This window comes from Amphritea atlantica, assembly GCF_900111095.1.
GTDB lineage: Bacteria > Pseudomonadota > Gammaproteobacteria > Pseudomonadales > Balneatricaceae > Amphritea > Amphritea atlantica.
On the sequence record NZ_FOGB01000003.1, the window covers coordinates 339444 to 356786 of the forward strand.

The 17343-nt window shown below is 51.1% G+C and carries 14 protein-coding genes; 4 read left to right on the top strand and 10 right to left on the bottom strand.

What is annotated here, in order from left to right:
• Position 1: 1 nt before the first annotated feature.
• A complete protein-coding gene (locus BMY09_RS07540; protein WP_091356104.1) occupies positions 2-3076 on the top strand; it encodes an efflux RND transporter permease subunit in 3075 nt (1024 codons plus the stop codon).
• The gene (locus BMY09_RS07545; RefSeq protein WP_245756524.1) at positions 3073-4383 is read left to right on the top strand and encodes a TolC family outer membrane protein; all 1311 of its coding nucleotides are present in this window, start codon (positions 3073-3075) and stop codon (positions 4381-4383) included. Before BMY09_RS07540 ends, BMY09_RS07545 begins: the two co-directional genes overlap by 4 nt.
• A 116-nt stretch (positions 4384-4499) precedes the next feature.
• Here BMY09_RS07545 and BMY09_RS07550 read toward each other — a convergent pair whose 3' ends face one another.
• The gene (locus tag BMY09_RS07550) at positions 4500-5309 is read right to left on the bottom strand and encodes a substrate-binding periplasmic protein (RefSeq protein ID WP_245756525.1); all 810 of its coding nucleotides are present in this window, start codon (positions 5307-5309) and stop codon (positions 4500-4502) included.
• Positions 5310-5426: 117 nt separating this feature from the next.
• On the opposite strand from BMY09_RS07550, the gene BMY09_RS07555 reads away from it, so the two are divergent.
• Complete coding sequence (locus BMY09_RS07555; RefSeq protein WP_091356107.1) at positions 5427-8450, top strand: EAL domain-containing protein; 3024 nt, start codon at positions 5427-5429, stop codon at positions 8448-8450.
• Between the two features lie 74 nt (positions 8451-8524).
• Here BMY09_RS07555 and BMY09_RS07560 read toward each other — a convergent pair whose 3' ends face one another.
• The 8 genes from BMY09_RS07560 to ectA all read right to left on the bottom strand — a co-directional run bounded on the left by BMY09_RS07560 (position 8525) and on the right by ectA (position 15738).
• Positions 8525-8995 (bottom strand): hypothetical protein, encoded by a 471-nt coding sequence (locus BMY09_RS07560; protein ID WP_091356109.1) that lies wholly within the window; start codon positions 8993-8995, stop codon positions 8525-8527.
• A 200-nt stretch (positions 8996-9195) separates the two neighbouring features.
• Positions 9196-10545, bottom strand: coding sequence for a magnesium transporter (gene mgtE / locus BMY09_RS07565; RefSeq protein WP_091356112.1), 1350 nt, complete (start codon positions 10543-10545; stop codon positions 9196-9198).
• A 182-nt stretch (positions 10546-10727) separates the two neighbouring features.
• Positions 10728-12185, bottom strand: a complete 1458-nt coding sequence (locus BMY09_RS07570) for an aspartate kinase (RefSeq protein WP_091356114.1) — start codon at positions 12183-12185, stop codon at positions 10728-10730.
• Positions 12186-12266: 81 nt separating this feature from the next.
• Complete coding sequence (gene thpD / locus BMY09_RS07575; RefSeq protein WP_091356116.1) at positions 12267-13175, bottom strand: ectoine hydroxylase; 909 nt, start codon at positions 13173-13175, stop codon at positions 12267-12269.
• Between the two features lie 23 nt (positions 13176-13198).
• On the bottom strand, positions 13199-13603 hold the full coding sequence (locus BMY09_RS07580) for an ectoine synthase (RefSeq protein ID WP_091356119.1): 405 nt from the start codon (positions 13601-13603) through the stop codon (positions 13199-13201).
• Between the two features lie 16 nt (positions 13604-13619).
• Entirely contained in the window at positions 13620-13760 is a 141-nt protein-coding gene (locus BMY09_RS22130) for a hypothetical protein (RefSeq protein WP_175483465.1), read from the bottom strand.
• 119 nt (positions 13761-13879) lie between these two features.
• Positions 13880-15187, bottom strand: coding sequence for a diaminobutyrate--2-oxoglutarate transaminase (ectB, locus tag BMY09_RS07585; RefSeq protein WP_091356122.1), 1308 nt, complete (start codon positions 15185-15187; stop codon positions 13880-13882).
• Positions 15188-15243: 56 nt separating this feature from the next.
• Complete coding sequence (gene ectA, locus BMY09_RS07590; protein ID WP_091356125.1) at positions 15244-15738, bottom strand: diaminobutyrate acetyltransferase; 495 nt, start codon at positions 15736-15738, stop codon at positions 15244-15246.
• A gap of 226 nt (positions 15739-15964) precedes the next feature.
• On the opposite strand from ectA, the gene BMY09_RS07595 reads away from it, so the two are divergent.
• A complete protein-coding gene (locus BMY09_RS07595) occupies positions 15965-16459 on the top strand; it encodes a MarR family winged helix-turn-helix transcriptional regulator (RefSeq protein WP_091356128.1) in 495 nt (164 codons plus the stop codon).
• A gap of 43 nt (positions 16460-16502) precedes the next feature.
• Here BMY09_RS07595 and BMY09_RS07600 read toward each other — a convergent pair whose 3' ends face one another.
• Entirely contained in the window at positions 16503-17303 is an 801-nt protein-coding gene (locus BMY09_RS07600) for a hypothetical protein (RefSeq protein WP_091356131.1), read from the bottom strand.
• Positions 17304-17343: the final 40 nt, after the last annotated feature.

The window sequence follows — 17343 nt, forward strand, 5'->3', positions numbered from 1 at the left end:
TATGATCCTTTCTGAAATCAGTATCAAACGACCGGTACTGGCGACTGTTATGAGTCTGCTGATATTACTGGTCGGCGCAGTGTCTTACGACCGTCTGACGGTCAGGGAATATCCTAAGATCGATGTGCCGGTGGTCACCGTTGAAACCAACTACCCGGGTGCCAGTTCGTCGATTATAGAAACGCAGGTAACTCAGATTATTGAGGATTCGCTGTCTGGCATCGAAGGGGTCGATTACATCAGCTCGGTTAGCCGCTCGGGAAAAAGCCAGATCACGGTTACCTTTAAGCTGACCCGTGACCCTGACGATGCGGCCAGTGATGTCCGTGACCGGGTTGGCCGGGTGCGGGGCGCCCTGCCCGATGATGTTGAAGAACCCATCACAGCGAAAACGGAAGCGGACGCGCAACCGGTATTCTGGCTGGCACTCTCCTCCGACAATCACAGTATGATGGAGATCTCACAGATTGCCGATAAGATGGTCAAAGACCCGCTGCAAACGGTAGATGGTGTTGCCAACGTTATGCTGTTCGGTGATCGTCGCTTTGCCATGCGCATCTGGCTGGACCCTGCTCGAATGGCGGCTTATCAGGTTATTCCACAGGATATTGAGAACGCGTTACGCAGTCAGAACGTAGAGATTCCTGCCGGTCGTATCGAGAGTGATCAACGGGAGTTCAGCGTCCTGGCAAAAACTGATCTGAACACCATTGAACAGTTTGAAGATATCATCATCCGCAATGACAACAACTATGCGGTCAGAGTCCGTGATGTTGCCCGGGTGGAGATCGCCCCGGAAGATGAACGTCGTAAATCCCGCTTCAAAGGCAAGTCCGCCGTCGCCCTCGGGGTGGTTAAGCAGTCAACAGCCAACCCGCTGGATGTATCAAACGGTATCCAGGAGCGTCTGCCACAGATTACAGCCGCGCTGCCGGAAGGGGTGAATGTTGAAATAGCCTATGACTCTTCGATCTTTATCTCTGAGTCGATCAAGTCTGTGTTCAAAACTATTTTTGAAGCCAGCGTACTGGTTATCGCAGTTATCTTTTTCTTCCTGAGAAATCTGCGGGCGACCCTGATTCCGGTGATAACGATCCCGCTGTCACTGATCGGCAGTTTTGCCCTGATGCTGGCGATGGGCTTCAGTATCAACACCCTGACTCTGCTGGCGATGGTGCTGGCGATCGGTCTGGTGGTCGATGACGCCATCGTTATGCTGGAAAATATCTACCGCCATGTTGAGGAGGGTTTATCGCCTATCCAGGCGGCTTTTAAAGGCAGTAAAGAGATCGGCTTTGCGGTTATCGCCACCACCCTGACACTGGTCGCGGTGTTTGCACCGGTAGCCTTTACACCGGGACGAACCGGCAAACTGTTCACTGAGTTTGCCCTGACGCTGGCTGGCGGCGTGCTGGTGTCCGGCTTTATCGCCCTGTCGCTATCACCGATGATGTGCTCACGCCTGCTGCATCATGAAAAACGCCACAGTGCGATCTTCAATCTGATTGAAGGCTGGATTCAGGGTCTCACCAACGGCTATCAGTCGCTGCTGAAGAAAGTACTGCGCTCTCGCCTGTTGGCGGTATTGATTATGGCGGTCAGTCTGGGGGGTGCAGGTCTGCTGTACACTAAGTTACCGCAGGAGCTGGCGCCTGTGGAGGACCGGGGTACTATTCTGGCGATGTCGATCTCTCCCGATGGCGCATCGGTCGATTATGTCGACCGCTATGCCAAACAGGTTGAGGGGATGATTGCCAAACAACCCAGCGGCAATCGCTACTTTACCATCGTCGGCTTCCCGACTGAAACCAACTCGATGACCTTCCTTGGCCTGAAGCCCTGGGACGAACGGACACAGAAGCAGCAGAGTATTGTTGCCGAGCTGACACCCCAACTGTTTGGTGGCGTCACCGGTACCATGTCATTTGCCATGAACCCGCCCTCCCTGGGACAAAGCTTTGTCTCCCGGCCAGTGGAGTTCATCATCAAGTCGAATACCGATTATGCTGAGCTGAAAACCATTTCTGACCAGCTGATGGCGCGGATATTAAAGAACCCGGGGTTTGTGCAACCCGATATCGACCTGAAGCTTAATAAACCCGAGCTGTCACTGAATGTGAACCGGGATAAAGCATCGGAGATGGGCCTGGATATCAACCTGATCGGACGCAGTATCGAAACCTATATGGCGAGCCGTAATGTCACCCGCTTTAAGAAAGAGGGGGAACAGTACGACGTTATCCTGCAGGTTGAACCCAGCCAGCGCCGCAGCCCCAGCGACCTGAGCAATCTGTATCTGCGCACCAACGACAACACGATGGTGCAGCTGAGCTCGGTGGTCGACATTAAAGAGAGTGTCGCGCCTAAGGAACTGAACCACTTCGATAAGATGAAGTCAGTTAAGTTTCAGGCGATTCTGGCACCCGGCTACAGTCTGAAACAGGCGCTGGATTTTCTTGAGCAACAGATGGCAGAGATCAGCCCGGAAACCCTGTACGACTTTGGCGGACAGTCACGGGAGTTTAAAGAGTCTGGTAGCGGCCTGATGGTCACTGCTATATTAGCGCTGATCTTCACCTTTCTGGTGCTGGCGGCACAGTTTGAAAGCTTCCGTAATCCGATGATCATTATGCTCTCGGTACCCCCGGCGCTGTTTGGTGGTCTCTTTGCCCTGTACTTCTCTGGCGGCAGCCTGAGCATCTACAGTCAGATCGGCCTGATCACCCTGATCGGTCTGATCACTAAGCACGGTATTCTTATCGTGGAGTTTGCCAATCAGCTGCAGGATCAGGGACGTGAGCTACAAGAGGCTATTATTGAATCAGCAACCATGCGTTTGCGCCCTATTCTGATGACTACCGGCGCCATGGTGCTGGGTACCGTACCACTGGCAGTCGCCTTTGGAGCCGGTGCCGAGAGCCGGCAGCAGATAGGCTGGGTAATTGTCGGTGGTTTGACCTTTGGTACCCTGTTAACCTTATTTATAGTACCAACGGTTTACAGCTATCTGGGACGGCGTCTGTTCAAAAAAGTAGAGCCGGACTATCAACTAATGGAACAAGGATCAGAGCAGTGAAAGCAACTCAACGTACAATACACCGTACTCTGCTGGCGACCGCCATCAGTTGTGCCCTGATTGCTCCCCAGGTAAACGCCGGAGCACTGACGGAGATCTATCAGCAGGCCCTCGATCAGGATCCACAACTGAAGGCCGCTGAGGCGGGTGCCAAAGCGGGTGAAGAAGCCCTGCCGCAAGGCCGGGCTGGATTGCTGCCAAGCATCTCACTGACCGGCAATACCACCTGGATCGAAGCGGAAAATGCGAATTACAACAATCACGGTTATACCGTCAGCCTGAGTCAGCCACTGTTTTCCGCAGCTTCCTGGTTTACCTACAAGCAGGGAGAGGCGCAATCTGAAGCGGCCAGCCTGCAGTTTGATCAGGCCCAGCAAGCTCTGATTCTGCGGGTCGTGAACAGTTATCTCAGTGTCCTGAGAGCACAGACTGCCCTGGAAACCGCGCAGGCTCAGGAACGGGCGATCAAACGCCGTCTGGACCAGGTTAACGCCCAGTTTGAAGTCGGCCTGATCGCCATTACCGACGTTCAGGAAGCTCAGGCAACCTATGACAATGCCAAGGTTGCCAGAATTCTGGCCGAGGGTGATCTGGACAACAGTTTCCAGGAACTCGAGCGACTCACAGGTGAGCCTGTCGGCAGCATCGATCCCCTCTCCAAAGAGTACCCGATTGAGAATATCAGCCCAATCGATCCTCAGGCCTGGATTGAGAAAGCACAGGCTGGCAACCTGTCACTGAAAGTCGCCCAGGCAAATACTGAAGCTGCACGACGTCAGTCGCAGGCGGCCTCCAGTGGTCACCTGCCGACCCTGTCGCTGACCGCCAGTTATGATCGGGATAAAGGTAAGCCTACCGGCAATGACAACTGGGAAGACACCAACCAGATCGGTCTGACGCTATCAGTACCGATCTTCTCCGGTGGTGCCACCAGCTCGAAAAGTCGTCAGGCCGAATACGGCTTTGCACAGGCCCGTTATACACAAGATGATACCCTGCGTGCCGTGATTCAGGAGACCCGTAACCTGCTACGCAACCTGCAGACCAATGTCCTCAGTGTAGCGGCCCGCAAACAGAGCATCCTCTCCAGCGAGACCGCCCTGAAAGCAACGGAAGAGGGCTTTAACGTGGGCACCCGAAATGTTGTCGATGTGTTGCAGGCCGAACAGCAACTCTATTCAGCCAGACGGGATTATGCCAATGCCCGCTTCGATTACATCCAGAACCTGTTCAGTTTTAAACAGCAGGTGGGCACGCTGAGCCCGGATGATATCCTCGGTCTGGATCAGTGGATGCTGGCCAACTAAAGCGAAATAAGAGCAGACATCTGAGGGAACACTCTTATTCCTGAATGCAAAGCAAAAAAGGCTGATCTATCACATCAGCCTTTTTTATTGCTGTATAGCGACAAACAGAGAGACTCTCAGTCAGTAACCACGATCTCACTTAACCCATTTCTTACTGCCGACTGATACAGCTTGTTGCTCTTTTTCATCGCCTTAAGAAAATCATCGACCTCTTTTAACCAATCGATCTCCCCTTTCGGCACGGCATAAGCATAATAGGTTTTTGCCAGTGGTTTTTTCGGCGCCATCAGCACCGCCCACTGCGTCAGTGCAGCCATCCGCTTGCCATAAGGGTAATCGGTCATAAACACATCGGCTCTGCCGCTCAGAACCTCCTGTTCACGGGCTTTAAAACTATCCACAACGGAGACACTGGCATACTTAAAAGTCTGTTTCACTACCGGTTCCATATAGGTGCCTTTCTGCACCACGACCACCACACCGGTCCTGTCAATATCCTCCCAGCGGCTGATTCCGGTATTATCCTTGGTGCCGACGGCATAGATTCCACTGGCCAGATAGGGTTGTGAAAACTCCATAAAGGGCTTGCGACTGTCTCTGATACCCACACCATGCATCGCGATGTCACAGGCGTCATTTTTCAGATTACTCACCAGCTTAGAAAAAGAACTTTCTACAAACTGTAACCCGACCCCCATGGAGTCGGCCAGTTCATGGGCCATATCGATGTCGATCCCTTCCAACTGCCCGGTGCGGGGGTTGCGATAGCTGATGGCAAAGTAATCAGGCCAGATACAGACCCGGATCTGGCCTGCCTGGATAATTTTTTCAGAACGTTCACTGGCACTGGCACTGGCACTGTTAATTGAGATCGTCAGCAGCGATAATGCGATAAAGAGCATGATTTTAGAGTTAAACGGCATCATTCTTATCTCCGGGTTTGCTGTCAGGGGTCAATTAAGTTCTATGTTCTGATTCATTTCAAGCCTGCAACTGATATATGATCGTTTTTCTTCCGCTTCTTTGATGCGAGTTGTAATTTTATGCGTAGTACTAATCAAAAGAAGCCTCCCTCTTTCGCCAGATGGGTCTATGGGGGGGTGTTAGCCACCACCCTGCTGTTTATTGTTGTTCTCTGGTTTAGCTTTATGCAGAGTATTCAGGAACGCACTGAACGCTCTGCTCTCTATGCGCGAATGATTGAGGGCACCGTTACCCGAACCCTGGAGGGACTCGAGGTCAGCCTGGTGTCACTGTCCGATGATCTGCTGGATGGCGATCTGGGAAAGGGACATACAGCAAGAATCCGTGACAGAGCACTAAAAATCCTGAAGTTTGCCCCTCAGCTTAGACAGATTGTGGTGATTAAGGGGCGCGACACCCTGATAGACACTCAGACGACCTCGCCAAAAAATATTAATCTGAACATTTTAGGGCTGGATCAATCCGCCCGCAGCACCTACTCATTAGGGTTAATCATAGGCAACACCCTTAAAGGTCGCTTTCTTCCAGCACAAGGCACCTTCCCTGATGAGGCCAGTTTGCGGGAACTTATCCCCATCGCCATTGAAACCGACTCCCGGCAGGGAGAAAGGCTACTCATTATTGCGACCTTTAATCCCAGCTACCTTACCCGTTATATCAGCGACCTCGATCTGGAAAAAAGCGACAGCGTATACCTGACGGATCTCGAGGGTAACACCCTGTTACAGAAAGGATTATACGGGCCAAACCGCTCCTATGTTATTCAGCATCTGAAAGCCATTTTATCGGAAGGAGCTGATGAACACTGGGTCAATAACACTTTCGGGACTCTCCCCCTCAACACCACTGCGATCCGCTTACTGACCAAGTACCCTCTCGCGGTTGCCATCGTGGTTAACCATCAGGGCTCTTTTTTCCTCTGGTTGCAACAGAAACTGAGTCTGCTGCTGATCCTGCTCATATCAAACATTATCCTGATTGTGGGGGCAGTGTTTGTGGTTCGCAATGGCCACAGAGCGATGGAGATGAAAGCAGAGGTCGCACTGCTCTCCGAGGTGGTTGAACACAGCCCCACCGTTATCGTTATAACCGATCCGGACGGCACAATCGAATACGTTAACGGATGCTTTGAAAAGATCACCGGTTACCGCAAAGATGAGGTTATCGGACGCAACCCACGGATTCTCAAATCCGGAGAGACCTCTGATACTGAATACACAAAAATGTGGCAAACACTGTCAGAGGGGGGAACCTGGCAGGGTGAATTTCATAATAAGCACAAAGATGGCAGCTTATACTGGGAGCGTTCCTCCATCGGCCCGCTCATCAATGAAGAGGGAGAGATCACCCATTATATTGCCCTGAAGCAACCGATCACCGAAGAGAAGAAAGCACAGGAAAAACTCAGGCTGGCTTCTGCTGTATTCAGTGTTGCAGCAGAAGCAATAATGGTGACAGATCAGCACAACCGTATTCAGATGGTTAATGAGTCCTTCGAGCAGATCACCGGATACAGTGAATCAGAAGTCCGGGGTAAAACCCCCTCGATTCTGAAATCAGGCTTACATCCCAGCAGTTTTTATCAGGAGATGAACCATCAGTTGGAAGCGACTCATGCCTGGGAGGGAGAGATCTGGAACAAGCGAAAGAACGGAGAGGTCTATCCCCAATGGCTGACGATATCCTGCCGTTTTAACCCCGCCGGCGAACATGAGGGCTATGTTGCACTGTTCAGTGATATCACCCAGCGAAAGCAGGATGAAGCGATCATTATCCAACAGGCGAATTACGACACACTGACCGGCCTGTGCAACCGCCATCTGTTTGAAGACCGCTTAAAACAGGCACTCGCGCTGTCCGACCGCAGCCAGACAAAAACCGCCCTGCTCTATATAGACCTTGACCGCTTTAAGTACGTCAACGATACATTTGGTCATTCTGCAGGGGACCTGTTACTGAAACAGGTTGCCGGACGGTTAACGTCCTGCATTCGCAGAACCGATACGGTCGCGCGTCTGGGGGGAGACGAGTTCGCGGTGGTGATTACCGAATTAACCCGCATCGCATCCATCGAAGAGATTGCCCAGAAAATCCTGCACAGCCTTGTACAAACTTATCAGCTTGAAAACAATGAGGCCTATATCTCCTGCAGTATCGGTATCGCAATCTATCCCGATAATGCTGCAACCCCGGAACGCCTTCTGCTGAATGCCGATAACGCTATGTATAAGGCAAAACAAAGAGGTCGCAACACCCGGGAATATTTTAACCAGCAGTTGAACGAAGACTCACTGCGCCGAAGCCAACTTGAGCAGGATCTGTTTAAAGCGCTGGAAAGAGATGAGTTCTACCTTCTATACCAACCCATATGGTCCATCGATGGCGATCGCATTGAATCGGTAGAAGCGCTGATCCGCTGGCAACACCCTGAGCGGGGCACGGTTTCTCCCCATGAGTTTATTGCCATCGCTGAGGAATCAGTTCTGATTCACGCGATTGGCAAATGGGTGATCCATGAAGCTTGTCAGTTTGCCCGTGAGCTTTCGGATAGTTGTAAACATGCGCCCAAAGTGAGTATCAATATCTCCAGCTCGCAGTTTCTCAGAGGGGATGTGGAGGAACAGCTGACACAGGAAATAACAGCCCTGAAACTCAAGGGTTCCGACCTGATCATTGAAATTACTGAAAGCATTCTGTTACTTGAAGAACAAAAGATCTATCAGCAACTGGAATCCATGGTTTCGATGGGGGTTGATATCGCCGTCGATGATTTTGGTACCGGCTATTCATCGCTCAGCTATCTGAAAAAATATCCGGTTCAGCGACTCAAAATTGATAAGTCATTTATTGATGACCTTGAGTCTAATCAGGACACTCAGTCACTGGTCTCAGGCATGATCTCCCTGGCCAGTTCCCTGTCCCTGAAAACAGTCGTTGAAGGGGTGGAAACACAGAGTCAGCTGGATCTGCTAAAGCAGTTTGGTTCACCCATGATCCAGGGCTATCTGCTGGCCAGGCCGATGACCGGTGATACGCTGTTAACCCTGCTGCAAAAACAAACCACAACACCGGCCGAAAAATAACGTCAGCGGCTGCGGGGCGTTTTCTTCGGCTATCCCGGCTGGAGGAACGGCGTCCCGATAATGATATTTTTGAGCTATTTTCTTTTTTCCAGATTATCCCGGATCACATCCAGACGCTCTTTCAGTGCTTCGTCATCCTGCATCTGATCAAGTTCAACTGAATGTGAGGTGGTGTGAGACTCTGCCCGCTCCAGAGCGTCGCTCAGCGCTTTAAGGCTTTGAGTGATCGATTCATAGGTCTTACGATCCAACGTTTCCAGCTTATCCAGCGCATCGACTGCCTGCGCCATCAACGCAGGCAGAGTTTCCAGAATAGTCGTTTCAATCGACTTCTCTTCCAGTACAGACTGCAACCGGGTTCGGTCAGTCAGCCAGTGTGCAAGCTGTTCCCGCTCATCCTGAGTCAGTGCCGCAGCTACATGGGGAGCGACCCGGTCAACCTGCGCATTAAACGATGTCACCACCAACCGCTTCTCTTCGCCGGTATCGGGATCATTGAAGACTCGTACACAGTTGATAGTTTCGCCAACAGTAATAAATTCCATCCTTACCTCGTTGTCTGGTACCTGTTATTGGTGCTCATTATCTATTAGGTTAAGAAGATTGCTTCGGCTTAGCGCAACACAGCAGTTATCATGCGATGGCTCTATCCTGCTTGCCTCCCCCTGCTTGCCTAACCCTACTTGCTTAACCCTGTTTTAGCTTAGCAGTTGACGCTCGGGCTTGCTTTGGAGTGGTTTAAGAGTCAGATAAGCAGTTTTGCCAACCCCAGGAAGGAAAAAAAACCGATAGCATCGGTAAACGTGGTCAGCACGACACTGCCCGCCACAGCGGGATCAATAGACATCCGTTGCAGCAATAACGGAATAAAGATCCCCCCGATAACACCGGTAACCAGCACGATCATTAACGCCATGCCAAACACGACACCCAGCATCGGATCACCAAACCAATAGAGCGCGATAGCCGCCACCGCCAGCGCCCAGACCAGGCCATTAAGAAACACCACGGAGGCTTCATGGGCGATCAGTTGCGGGATATTACTCCGGCCAATCTGGTTAAGCGCCAGGCCACGGGTCACAATCGTCAGCGTCTGCGACCCCGCCACCCCGCCCATACTGGCCACCACCGGCATCAGTACTGCCAGTGCAATCAGTTGTTCAATTACCGCTTCAAATAAGCCGATCACCCAGGCCGCAACAAACGCAGTAATCAGATTGATCCCCAGCCAGTAACCCCGCTTGTAGGCGCTGGTTAATACCGGCGAAAACATATCCGCATTACTTTCCAGACCAGCCGAGCGCAATAACTTATCGTCGGCCTGTTCCTGAATCACATCGACCACATCATCAATGGTAATGCGACCCAATAAGCGATAGTTATGATCAACCACCGGTGCAGACAGCAGATCACAGTCGACAAATATGCGGGCAACCCGCTCCTGGCTGGCGTCGACCGGTATCGCCTGAAAGCTCTCATCCAGAATATCGGCCACCAGAGTATCGGGCGGCAGTGAGACAACTTCACTGAGCGGCAGTACCCCCAACAGCTTATTGGTCCGGTCCACCACCATCAGACTATCCAGCTGCTCGGGCATTTCACCCTCTTTATTGCGCAGCAAACGCAGATACCGCAGCACAGAAAGCACCGACACATCGGCTCTGACCGCGGTCGCATCGGTGTCCATCAGGCCACCCGCCGTGTTATCCGGATAGTGCTTAACACTGTTATAGCGACGTTTGCGCAGCTCATCCATCGCTGCAATCATCGCATTGATTACGGTACCGGGAAGATCTTCATCGATATCAGCCAGTTCATCCGGCTGCAACAGGAACAGACTTTCTAACAAAGCCTCTTGCGGGGTATTATCGATGAGAAACTGACGCACTTTGCCATGAATGCTTTTCAGCACCCCGGCGCGCTTCTGCACATCAAGACATGCCCATATAACTGAGCGATTTTCCGGGGTAGAAGCCTCAATAAGACGGGCTGTTTCGCTACTGCTGACTTCGGCCAGCAGGTTATTCAGCGTAACATCGTCTTGTCGCTCGATCGCTTCATGGATCTGATCGATGCGCAGATTAACCTGAGACATACCCTACTCCTGATTGATAAGCTCCCTGAACAATTCAGTACGGTCGCAGCGTGTTAAGGATACCCATAAACACTCAACTGAATACTCTACTCCGCAACCCGTTGAAAAGAACGCTATATTTCAATCATTGATATTTTAATCATCTTGCAGTCTCAGTCCAGAGCGGAAAATCATGCAAACTATCAGTTAACAGGCTGTATCGGATAACCCGCCAGACAGATCGCCCGTCCGTGGTCATGTACCTCCACCAGCGCTTTATGCAGGCTTTTCACCGCATTATCGTAATCGGTTTCCTCAATCACAAACTGCATATCCACCTGCCGCATCGACTGATGAATCGCCAGGACACTGATATTGCCTTCTGCGATAGCGGATACCGCTTTAGCCAGAATTCCAGGCACCTCCATATCACTGCCAATGGCCGAGGCGATCGCCACTTTTTTCTGATCCAGTTCAGCCTCAGGAAACCTCTCGGCCAATGCTGAACGAATCCGCTTAACCGTTTTCAGGTTGGTCGCCAGATAGTGGGTGATGGTGTTGGCATTAACATCCTTAGACACAATATGCGCGCGAAAACGCTTAATCAGCGCCAGAATTTCCCGATCATAATCTTCGAGACTGCCCGCCATATCCTGATCAAACAGCTCCAGTGCATAGACCCCCTTACAACCGGCGATTATCTCAACCCGCGGAGTATCGCTGACATAGTCTCCGGTAATCAGGGTGCCGGTGTGTTCCGGCTCAAAGGTATTTTTCACCCGCAACGGAACATTGTGCTGCCGCAAACCTTTCGCCGCTTTCGGATGGATCGCCTCCATCCCCAGATTGGCTAACTGATCTGCCACATCATAGTTGGTGCGTCCAATCGGCACCGCATTACCCTCACCCACCAGGCGTGGATCAGCACTGCTAAGGTGAAACTCTTTGTGAATAACCGCTTCCCGGGCCTGAGTCAGCACCGCCAGACGACTGAAAGTCATCTCACTGTAGCCGCGATCAAATGAGGACATGAGACCATCTTCACTGTGGGCATAACCGGTCACCACCGGCAACTGGCTATCCAGATCGATCGAGCGGAACGCTGATCGGATGCGGTCATCCAGTGACATATGCCGATCCGTATCCCAGCCAGTCAGGTCAACATAGCAGGCACTGACACCATCACGCTTAAGCAGCTCAACCATATTCCAGGCGCTGTGGGCTTCACCAATACTGGCGAGCATCTCGCGAACGGTGGCCAGGTGGGCATCCAGTGCAAAATGACCATGCATACACAGGCTGTGCAGATCGGTGAGGCATTTTTGGGCATCCTGCAACCGTTCATCAATAAAATTATTCGCTCTGATCAACAGCTCACCTTTACCGAACAGCTGCAGATTCAGATCGTACATCTCACATTTAAGCTGCTCCAGCGCCTGAAGCCAGCTTTTATCTTCCATACTGCTGGCAAACAGGCCGTAAACGCCCGGCTGACCGCTCTTCTTGTGCTCCAGCAGCTTATCCGTTATTCCGCCATAGGCTGAGACAACAAACACTCGCTGATAGAGTGTGTCAGGATTAGAGGGTTTAAAAATAATATTATCCCGGACCGACACATAATCAGACATCGATGTGCCGCCGATCTTTTCTATAGTGTGCATAACTCTCAAATTTTCAGTTTATAAGATGATTGCAACAGTCACTGCCGCTCAAAAGTTAAGCCGCTCAGAGCGGCTCACAGCTCACTCAGCAGGCGGAACTGCCGAAATATTTTCACGGCTGCAGATATATTCCGGACGGGGAGGCTGATCACAGAACGGCGCAACAACCTGGTTACTCATGGCGTTATAAACAAAGAACACATTGGAACGCGGTTCCGGCGTAATATTTCCGTTTGAACCGTGCATCACATTACAGTCAAAAACGATGACACTGCCAGGTTTACATTTGGCGCTCACAATCCCGCCGGATTGAGCCATCTGCTTTAGCTGATCATCAGAAGGCACGCCATATTCCTGCTTTTTCAAAGAGGACTGAAAGTGATTTTCCGGCGTTTCTCCGGCACAGGCCGCATATTGCTGATGGGAACCGGGGATCAGCATTAACGGGCCGTTATAGTCAAAGTTTTCCGTTAATGTAATCGACATACTCAGTGCCCGCATCCGGGGCATCCCATCCTCCACATGCCAGGTTTCAAAGTCTGAGTGCCAATAGAACTCTTTACCCCGAAATCCCGGCTTATAGTTAAGACGGGACTGATGGATATACACCTCATCATTGAGAATATACCGTGCCAGTTCTGCCAGGCGCGGATCGGCCGCCAGCTTCCTGAACAGAGGGCTGTTTTCATGTACCCGAAACACCGAGCGCACTTCGCCGCTTTCCGGCTCGGTAATGGTTTCACCCGACTGTTTCACCTCCGTATCATTGCGTAACCGTTCCAGCTCCTGTTGAAACATGTTGACTTCAACCGCTGAAAACATATCCTCCAGCACCATAAACCCCTGCTCTGCATAATCATTTATCTGCTGATCAGAGATGGGCGCAACCCGCCCCTTAGGCGCGTAGACCGTTGGATCCTGGCGCTGGGTAATACGATGAACACCCTGTCGTGATGGGTAAAGGTCTTCACACTCTGGTTCACCCGCCATAAACATTCCTCTCATATTCATAATCAAGCAGTCACTGTTTCCGCATTCAGCTCATACGCGCCTTCCGCGTTATGAACCTCTTTACCGTTCAGGGGCGGATTAAAAACACAGGCCATCTGCATCTCTTCAAAAGCCCGCAAGATATGCTTATCATTCTTATCAAGAATATAGAGAGTACCCGGTTTAATCGGATATTTCTTTCCTTCAGGTACCGTTTCAACCTCACCCTCACCGGATATACAGTAGACCGATTCAAGATGGTTCTGATAATGCATGCCAAAATCAGCATACTTATAGATGGTGGTGATGTGAAATGAGAATCCCATATTGTCATCTTTCAGCAGCATCCGGGTGCTTTCCCAGTTACCATCGGGAGATACAATTCGACGATTACTCTGCTCGGCTGTTGCTAAATCACGTACAATCATTTTGTTTCCTTAATATTCAGTTTTTAGTTGCTTCTGCATCTGACGCGGGCTTCAGGGTGATGACCATATCCTCACTGCCGGAGACGGTAACCACCTCATCAGCCGGAATCAGCATGCTTTGCGCCGACTTCAGCCGATATGGCCGGGATCGGGACATCACCCGAATCAATCCCGACCCTCTGAGGCAGTGAAGCCTGTAGAGACACCGCTGTGGCCTCTCGGGGAGCAATACCCGCTCCCCTCTCCAGATATGAATCAGATCCTGCTCGGCCATGTTTAGCTGGCCATAGAAACCTGATCAAAATACTTTTTCTGCTCGGGGAAGCTATCCTCTTTGGCACATACCTCACGGATTGCACTCTCCAGAATATCAACACCAGCGGCCAGGTTTTCCATGCTGATAACCAGCGGACAGAACAGCTTGATGACCTGGTCATCGGCACCGCTGGTTTCGATGATCAGGCCTTTCTGGAACGCCTGAGTGGTAATCTTGTCAGCCAGCTCTCCGCTGACACAGTTGATACCCTGGAACATGCCCCGGCCCCGGGTTGAAAAATTACCATCACCATACTGTTCAACAAACTGCTCCAGTCGCTCTTTGATGTAGCGCCCCTTACTCTGGATATCGGCGGCAAAAGCATCGTCAGACCAGTAATGGTCAATCGCAGCCTTCGCAGTAACAAACGCGAAGTTATTACCCCGGAAAGTACCGTTGTGTTCACCCGGCTTCCACTGATCCAGCTCTGGACTAAAGAGTACAACGGCGAAAGGCAGACCGTAGCCACCCAGAGATTTAGACAGGGTGACGATATCCGGTTTTATGCCCGCTTCTTCAAAGCTGAAGTAGGTGCCAGTTCGGCCACAACCGGCCTGAATATCATCAACAATCAGCAACACTTCATGCTTACGGCACACTTTTTCCAGCTGTCGCAGCCACTCCACAGAAGCAACATTGATGCCCCCTTCCCCCTGAACCGTTTCCACAATGACAGCGGCGGGCTTATCGATACCACTGCTGGAATCTGTCAGCACTTTATCCAGATACACGGTGGTGTCGATATCATCGCCCAGATAACCATCAAACGGCATCCGGCTGACGCCACTCAGGCTAACACCGGCAGCACCACGGTGGTGAGAGTTACCGGTCGCCGCCAGGGCTCCCATCGTGACGCCGTGGAAACCATTGGTGAAACTGATCACATTTTCACGACCGGTGACATTTCGCGCCAGTTTCAGCGCAGCCTCCACCGCATTGGTTCCGGTAGGCCCGGTAAACTGCATCACATAATCCAGATCTCTGGGCTTAAGAATTTTTTCATTAAACGCCTCGAGAAACTCACCTTTAGCTTTGGTATGCAGATCCAGGCCATGGGTGATCCCATCTGCGTGGATATATTCCAGCAGTTTCTCTTTGAATACAGGGTTGTTATGACCATAGTTCAGGGTGCCGGCACCGGCGAGAAAATCAAGATAGCGCTTACCATCTTCATCATAGAGGAATTCCCCCTGCGCTTTGTTAAAAACACGGGGAAACGAACGTGCATAGGACTGAACTTCTGATTCAATCTGTTCAAAAATTTTCATAACAATACTCATATTTATTAAGAATTAAGGGACAATTTATATAGAACTACGAAATATTAACGATGGAGTGGACCGATACGGACCAGGAACTCTGAATCGTGCTGATCATTAAAGTGCTCTGCACGATCAAACATCAGCGCTCGTTCAAGGGGGGCACTACACTGCTTAGCCAGACGTGTAAACAACGCCCATGAGGGGGCGTTATCCTCTGTGATTGTTGTCTCAACATGTGACACCGAACGGTTTCCACCTGATGCCAGAAGCTGCAACAACATCTGCGTTGCAAGCCCACAACCACGGGCCTTTGAGGACACTGCGACCTGCCAGACAAACAGCGTGTCCGGGGTCTGCGGCTTATGATAACCACTGATAAAACCAACCACCTGACCCTCATATTCAGCCAGTATTGAGGTCTCAGAAAAATGGCTGCACTGCAACAGGTTACAGTAACAGGAGTTGCTATCGAGTTCGGGAATGTTATTGATAAGGTAATTCACTGCAAAACCATCGGCAGCGGTAGGGGTGCGTAAAATTACGCTTGAGATATCCATCGTTCCTCTAATATTTAGAATTACATTTATTTAGCTTTACTAATTACTTTTATATTATAAAACATACTAAGCCCCGTTAAACAACCTATACAAACGGTTATTAGGCGGTAATAGCCAAAATATATACTTAGAAATACAAATCATCCCCTCTGCATAGCCAGCTATTTCTAGAAAACACAGATAAAACTCCGTAGAATAGCCAACCAAAATAATTTCAGGACAGCCCATGGAAAACAGCCAGAAAGCGCTGGTATTACTGCGCCAGATCATCCGCTCAACCGATATGCAGGATAAGGATATCAGCCGCAGCACCGGGTTAACGCCACCTCAACTAATGGTGATGCAGACCCTGCGGGAAAATACTCAGTTAACCACGGGTGAGCTGGCAAAGGAGATGGTTCTGACTCAGGCAACGGTCACCAGTATTCTGGACCGACTTGAAAGAAAGGAGCTGATAGCCCGGGAACGGGGTATAGAGGACAAACGGAAAGTCTGGGTCAGCCTGACGGAAAAAGGGGTTGAGCTGATGAAAGGCGCCCCGACAACCCAGCAGGATATCTTTGTCCGGAACTTTGAGGATATGCAGAACTGGGAACAGTCGATGATCGTCTCCAGCCTGGAGCGGATCGCCTTTATGCTCAACGCTCAGCATCTGGACGCAGCACCACTATTGGATATCGGCGAACTGGACCGCTCCCAGCAGGAGTATTCAAAAAACTGATCTCCGCACAAAGCCCGCAACAACCGATGCGGGCCAGCAACGATCAGTGAATCACAGGCCCCGCACTGCCATCCTCCGGCGGCAGCGGATGACCACTACTGTCACTGCCAAGCACTCCCTGCTCTACCGCCAGCTCCAGCAATTGAGAAACCACCATCTGAGTCAGATGAGCGCTGACAATCATGCCCGCGGGCGGGTCTCCCTCAAACATCTCCTCATCCACCATGCCATCGCCGCGCAAGCCTAATAGCAACGGATTTTCCTCGACCAGCGGGGCAATATCGTCAGGGGCAAACAGGGAGTGTTCGGAAGCAACCTGCAGCGCCAGGGAGTAAGCATTCTGCGGTTCATCATTAAGCCGCTGAGCATAGGCAGATTCGGCACCGTTCATCACCCGGGTCAGCAGACTCTCCCCCGGCAATAGCAGATTCTCACGCGCAATCTCTGAAACACTGTAATCCACTTTAGCTGCCAGCGGCTCTGGCAACTTCAGTTCCTCAGCATCGATCATCAGCCGCCCCTCTCCGTCCACTGACAACCAGCCATGCTCCAGAGCAACATCAACCAGCCCTTCCATCATCGCCGCGACGATATTGGCACAGATAATCATGCCGACACTGGGATTATCACGCTCACTTTCACTGGCGATAAGATTACCCCGGCGCGCAGCCAGCAAAGTCGGATCTTCAGCGACTATCGGCGCCAGCTCATCAGCGCTGAGATAAAGGCGCTCATTGCAGATTTTCTCTGCAGAGGTATAAGGATAGCGGCCATCATCCTGCTCCATCAGCTGCAGATAATCGGCTCTGACCTGTTCTATCAGTCGGGTTAATAACTGACTCATATTTGTCTCCGCTCTGCAGCCAACTACAGATTCAACTATA

Excerpts from the sequence above, each read along its gene's own strand:
- BMY09_RS07540 (WP_091356104.1), top strand. The coding sequence starts at position 2 with ATGATCCTTTCTGAAATCAGTATCAAACGACCGGTACTGGCGACTGTT.
- BMY09_RS07550 (WP_245756525.1), bottom strand. The coding sequence starts at position 5,309 with ATGATGCCGTTTAACTCTAAAATCATGCTCTTTATCGCATTATCGCTG.
- BMY09_RS07555 (WP_091356107.1), top strand. The coding sequence starts at position 5,427 with ATGCGTAGTACTAATCAAAAGAAGCCTCCCTCTTTCGCCAGATGGGTC.
- BMY09_RS07560 (WP_091356109.1), bottom strand. The coding sequence starts at position 8,995 with ATGGAATTTATTACTGTTGGCGAAACTATCAACTGTGTACGAGTCTTC.
- mgtE (WP_091356112.1), bottom strand. The coding sequence starts at position 10,545 with ATGTCTCAGGTTAATCTGCGCATCGATCAGATCCATGAAGCGATCGAG.
- BMY09_RS07570 (WP_091356114.1), bottom strand. The coding sequence starts at position 12,185 with ATGCACACTATAGAAAAGATCGGCGGCACATCGATGTCTGATTATGTG.
- thpD (WP_091356116.1), bottom strand. The coding sequence starts at position 13,175 with ATGGCGGGTGAACCAGAGTGTGAAGACCTTTACCCATCACGACAGGGT.
- BMY09_RS07580 (WP_091356119.1), bottom strand. The coding sequence starts at position 13,603 with ATGATTGTACGTGATTTAGCAACAGCCGAGCAGAGTAATCGTCGAATT.
- BMY09_RS22130 (WP_175483465.1), bottom strand. The coding sequence starts at position 13,760 with ATGTCCCGATCCCGGCCATATCGGCTGAAGTCGGCGCAAAGCATGCTG.
- ectB (WP_091356122.1), bottom strand. The coding sequence starts at position 15,187 with ATGAAAATTTTTGAACAGATTGAATCAGAAGTTCAGTCCTATGCACGT.
- ectA (WP_091356125.1), bottom strand. The coding sequence starts at position 15,738 with ATGGATATCTCAAGCGTAATTTTACGCACCCCTACCGCTGCCGATGGT.
- BMY09_RS07595 (WP_091356128.1), top strand. The coding sequence starts at position 15,965 with ATGGAAAACAGCCAGAAAGCGCTGGTATTACTGCGCCAGATCATCCGC.
- BMY09_RS07600 (WP_091356131.1), bottom strand. The coding sequence starts at position 17,303 with ATGAGTCAGTTATTAACCCGACTGATAGAACAGGTCAGAGCCGATTAT.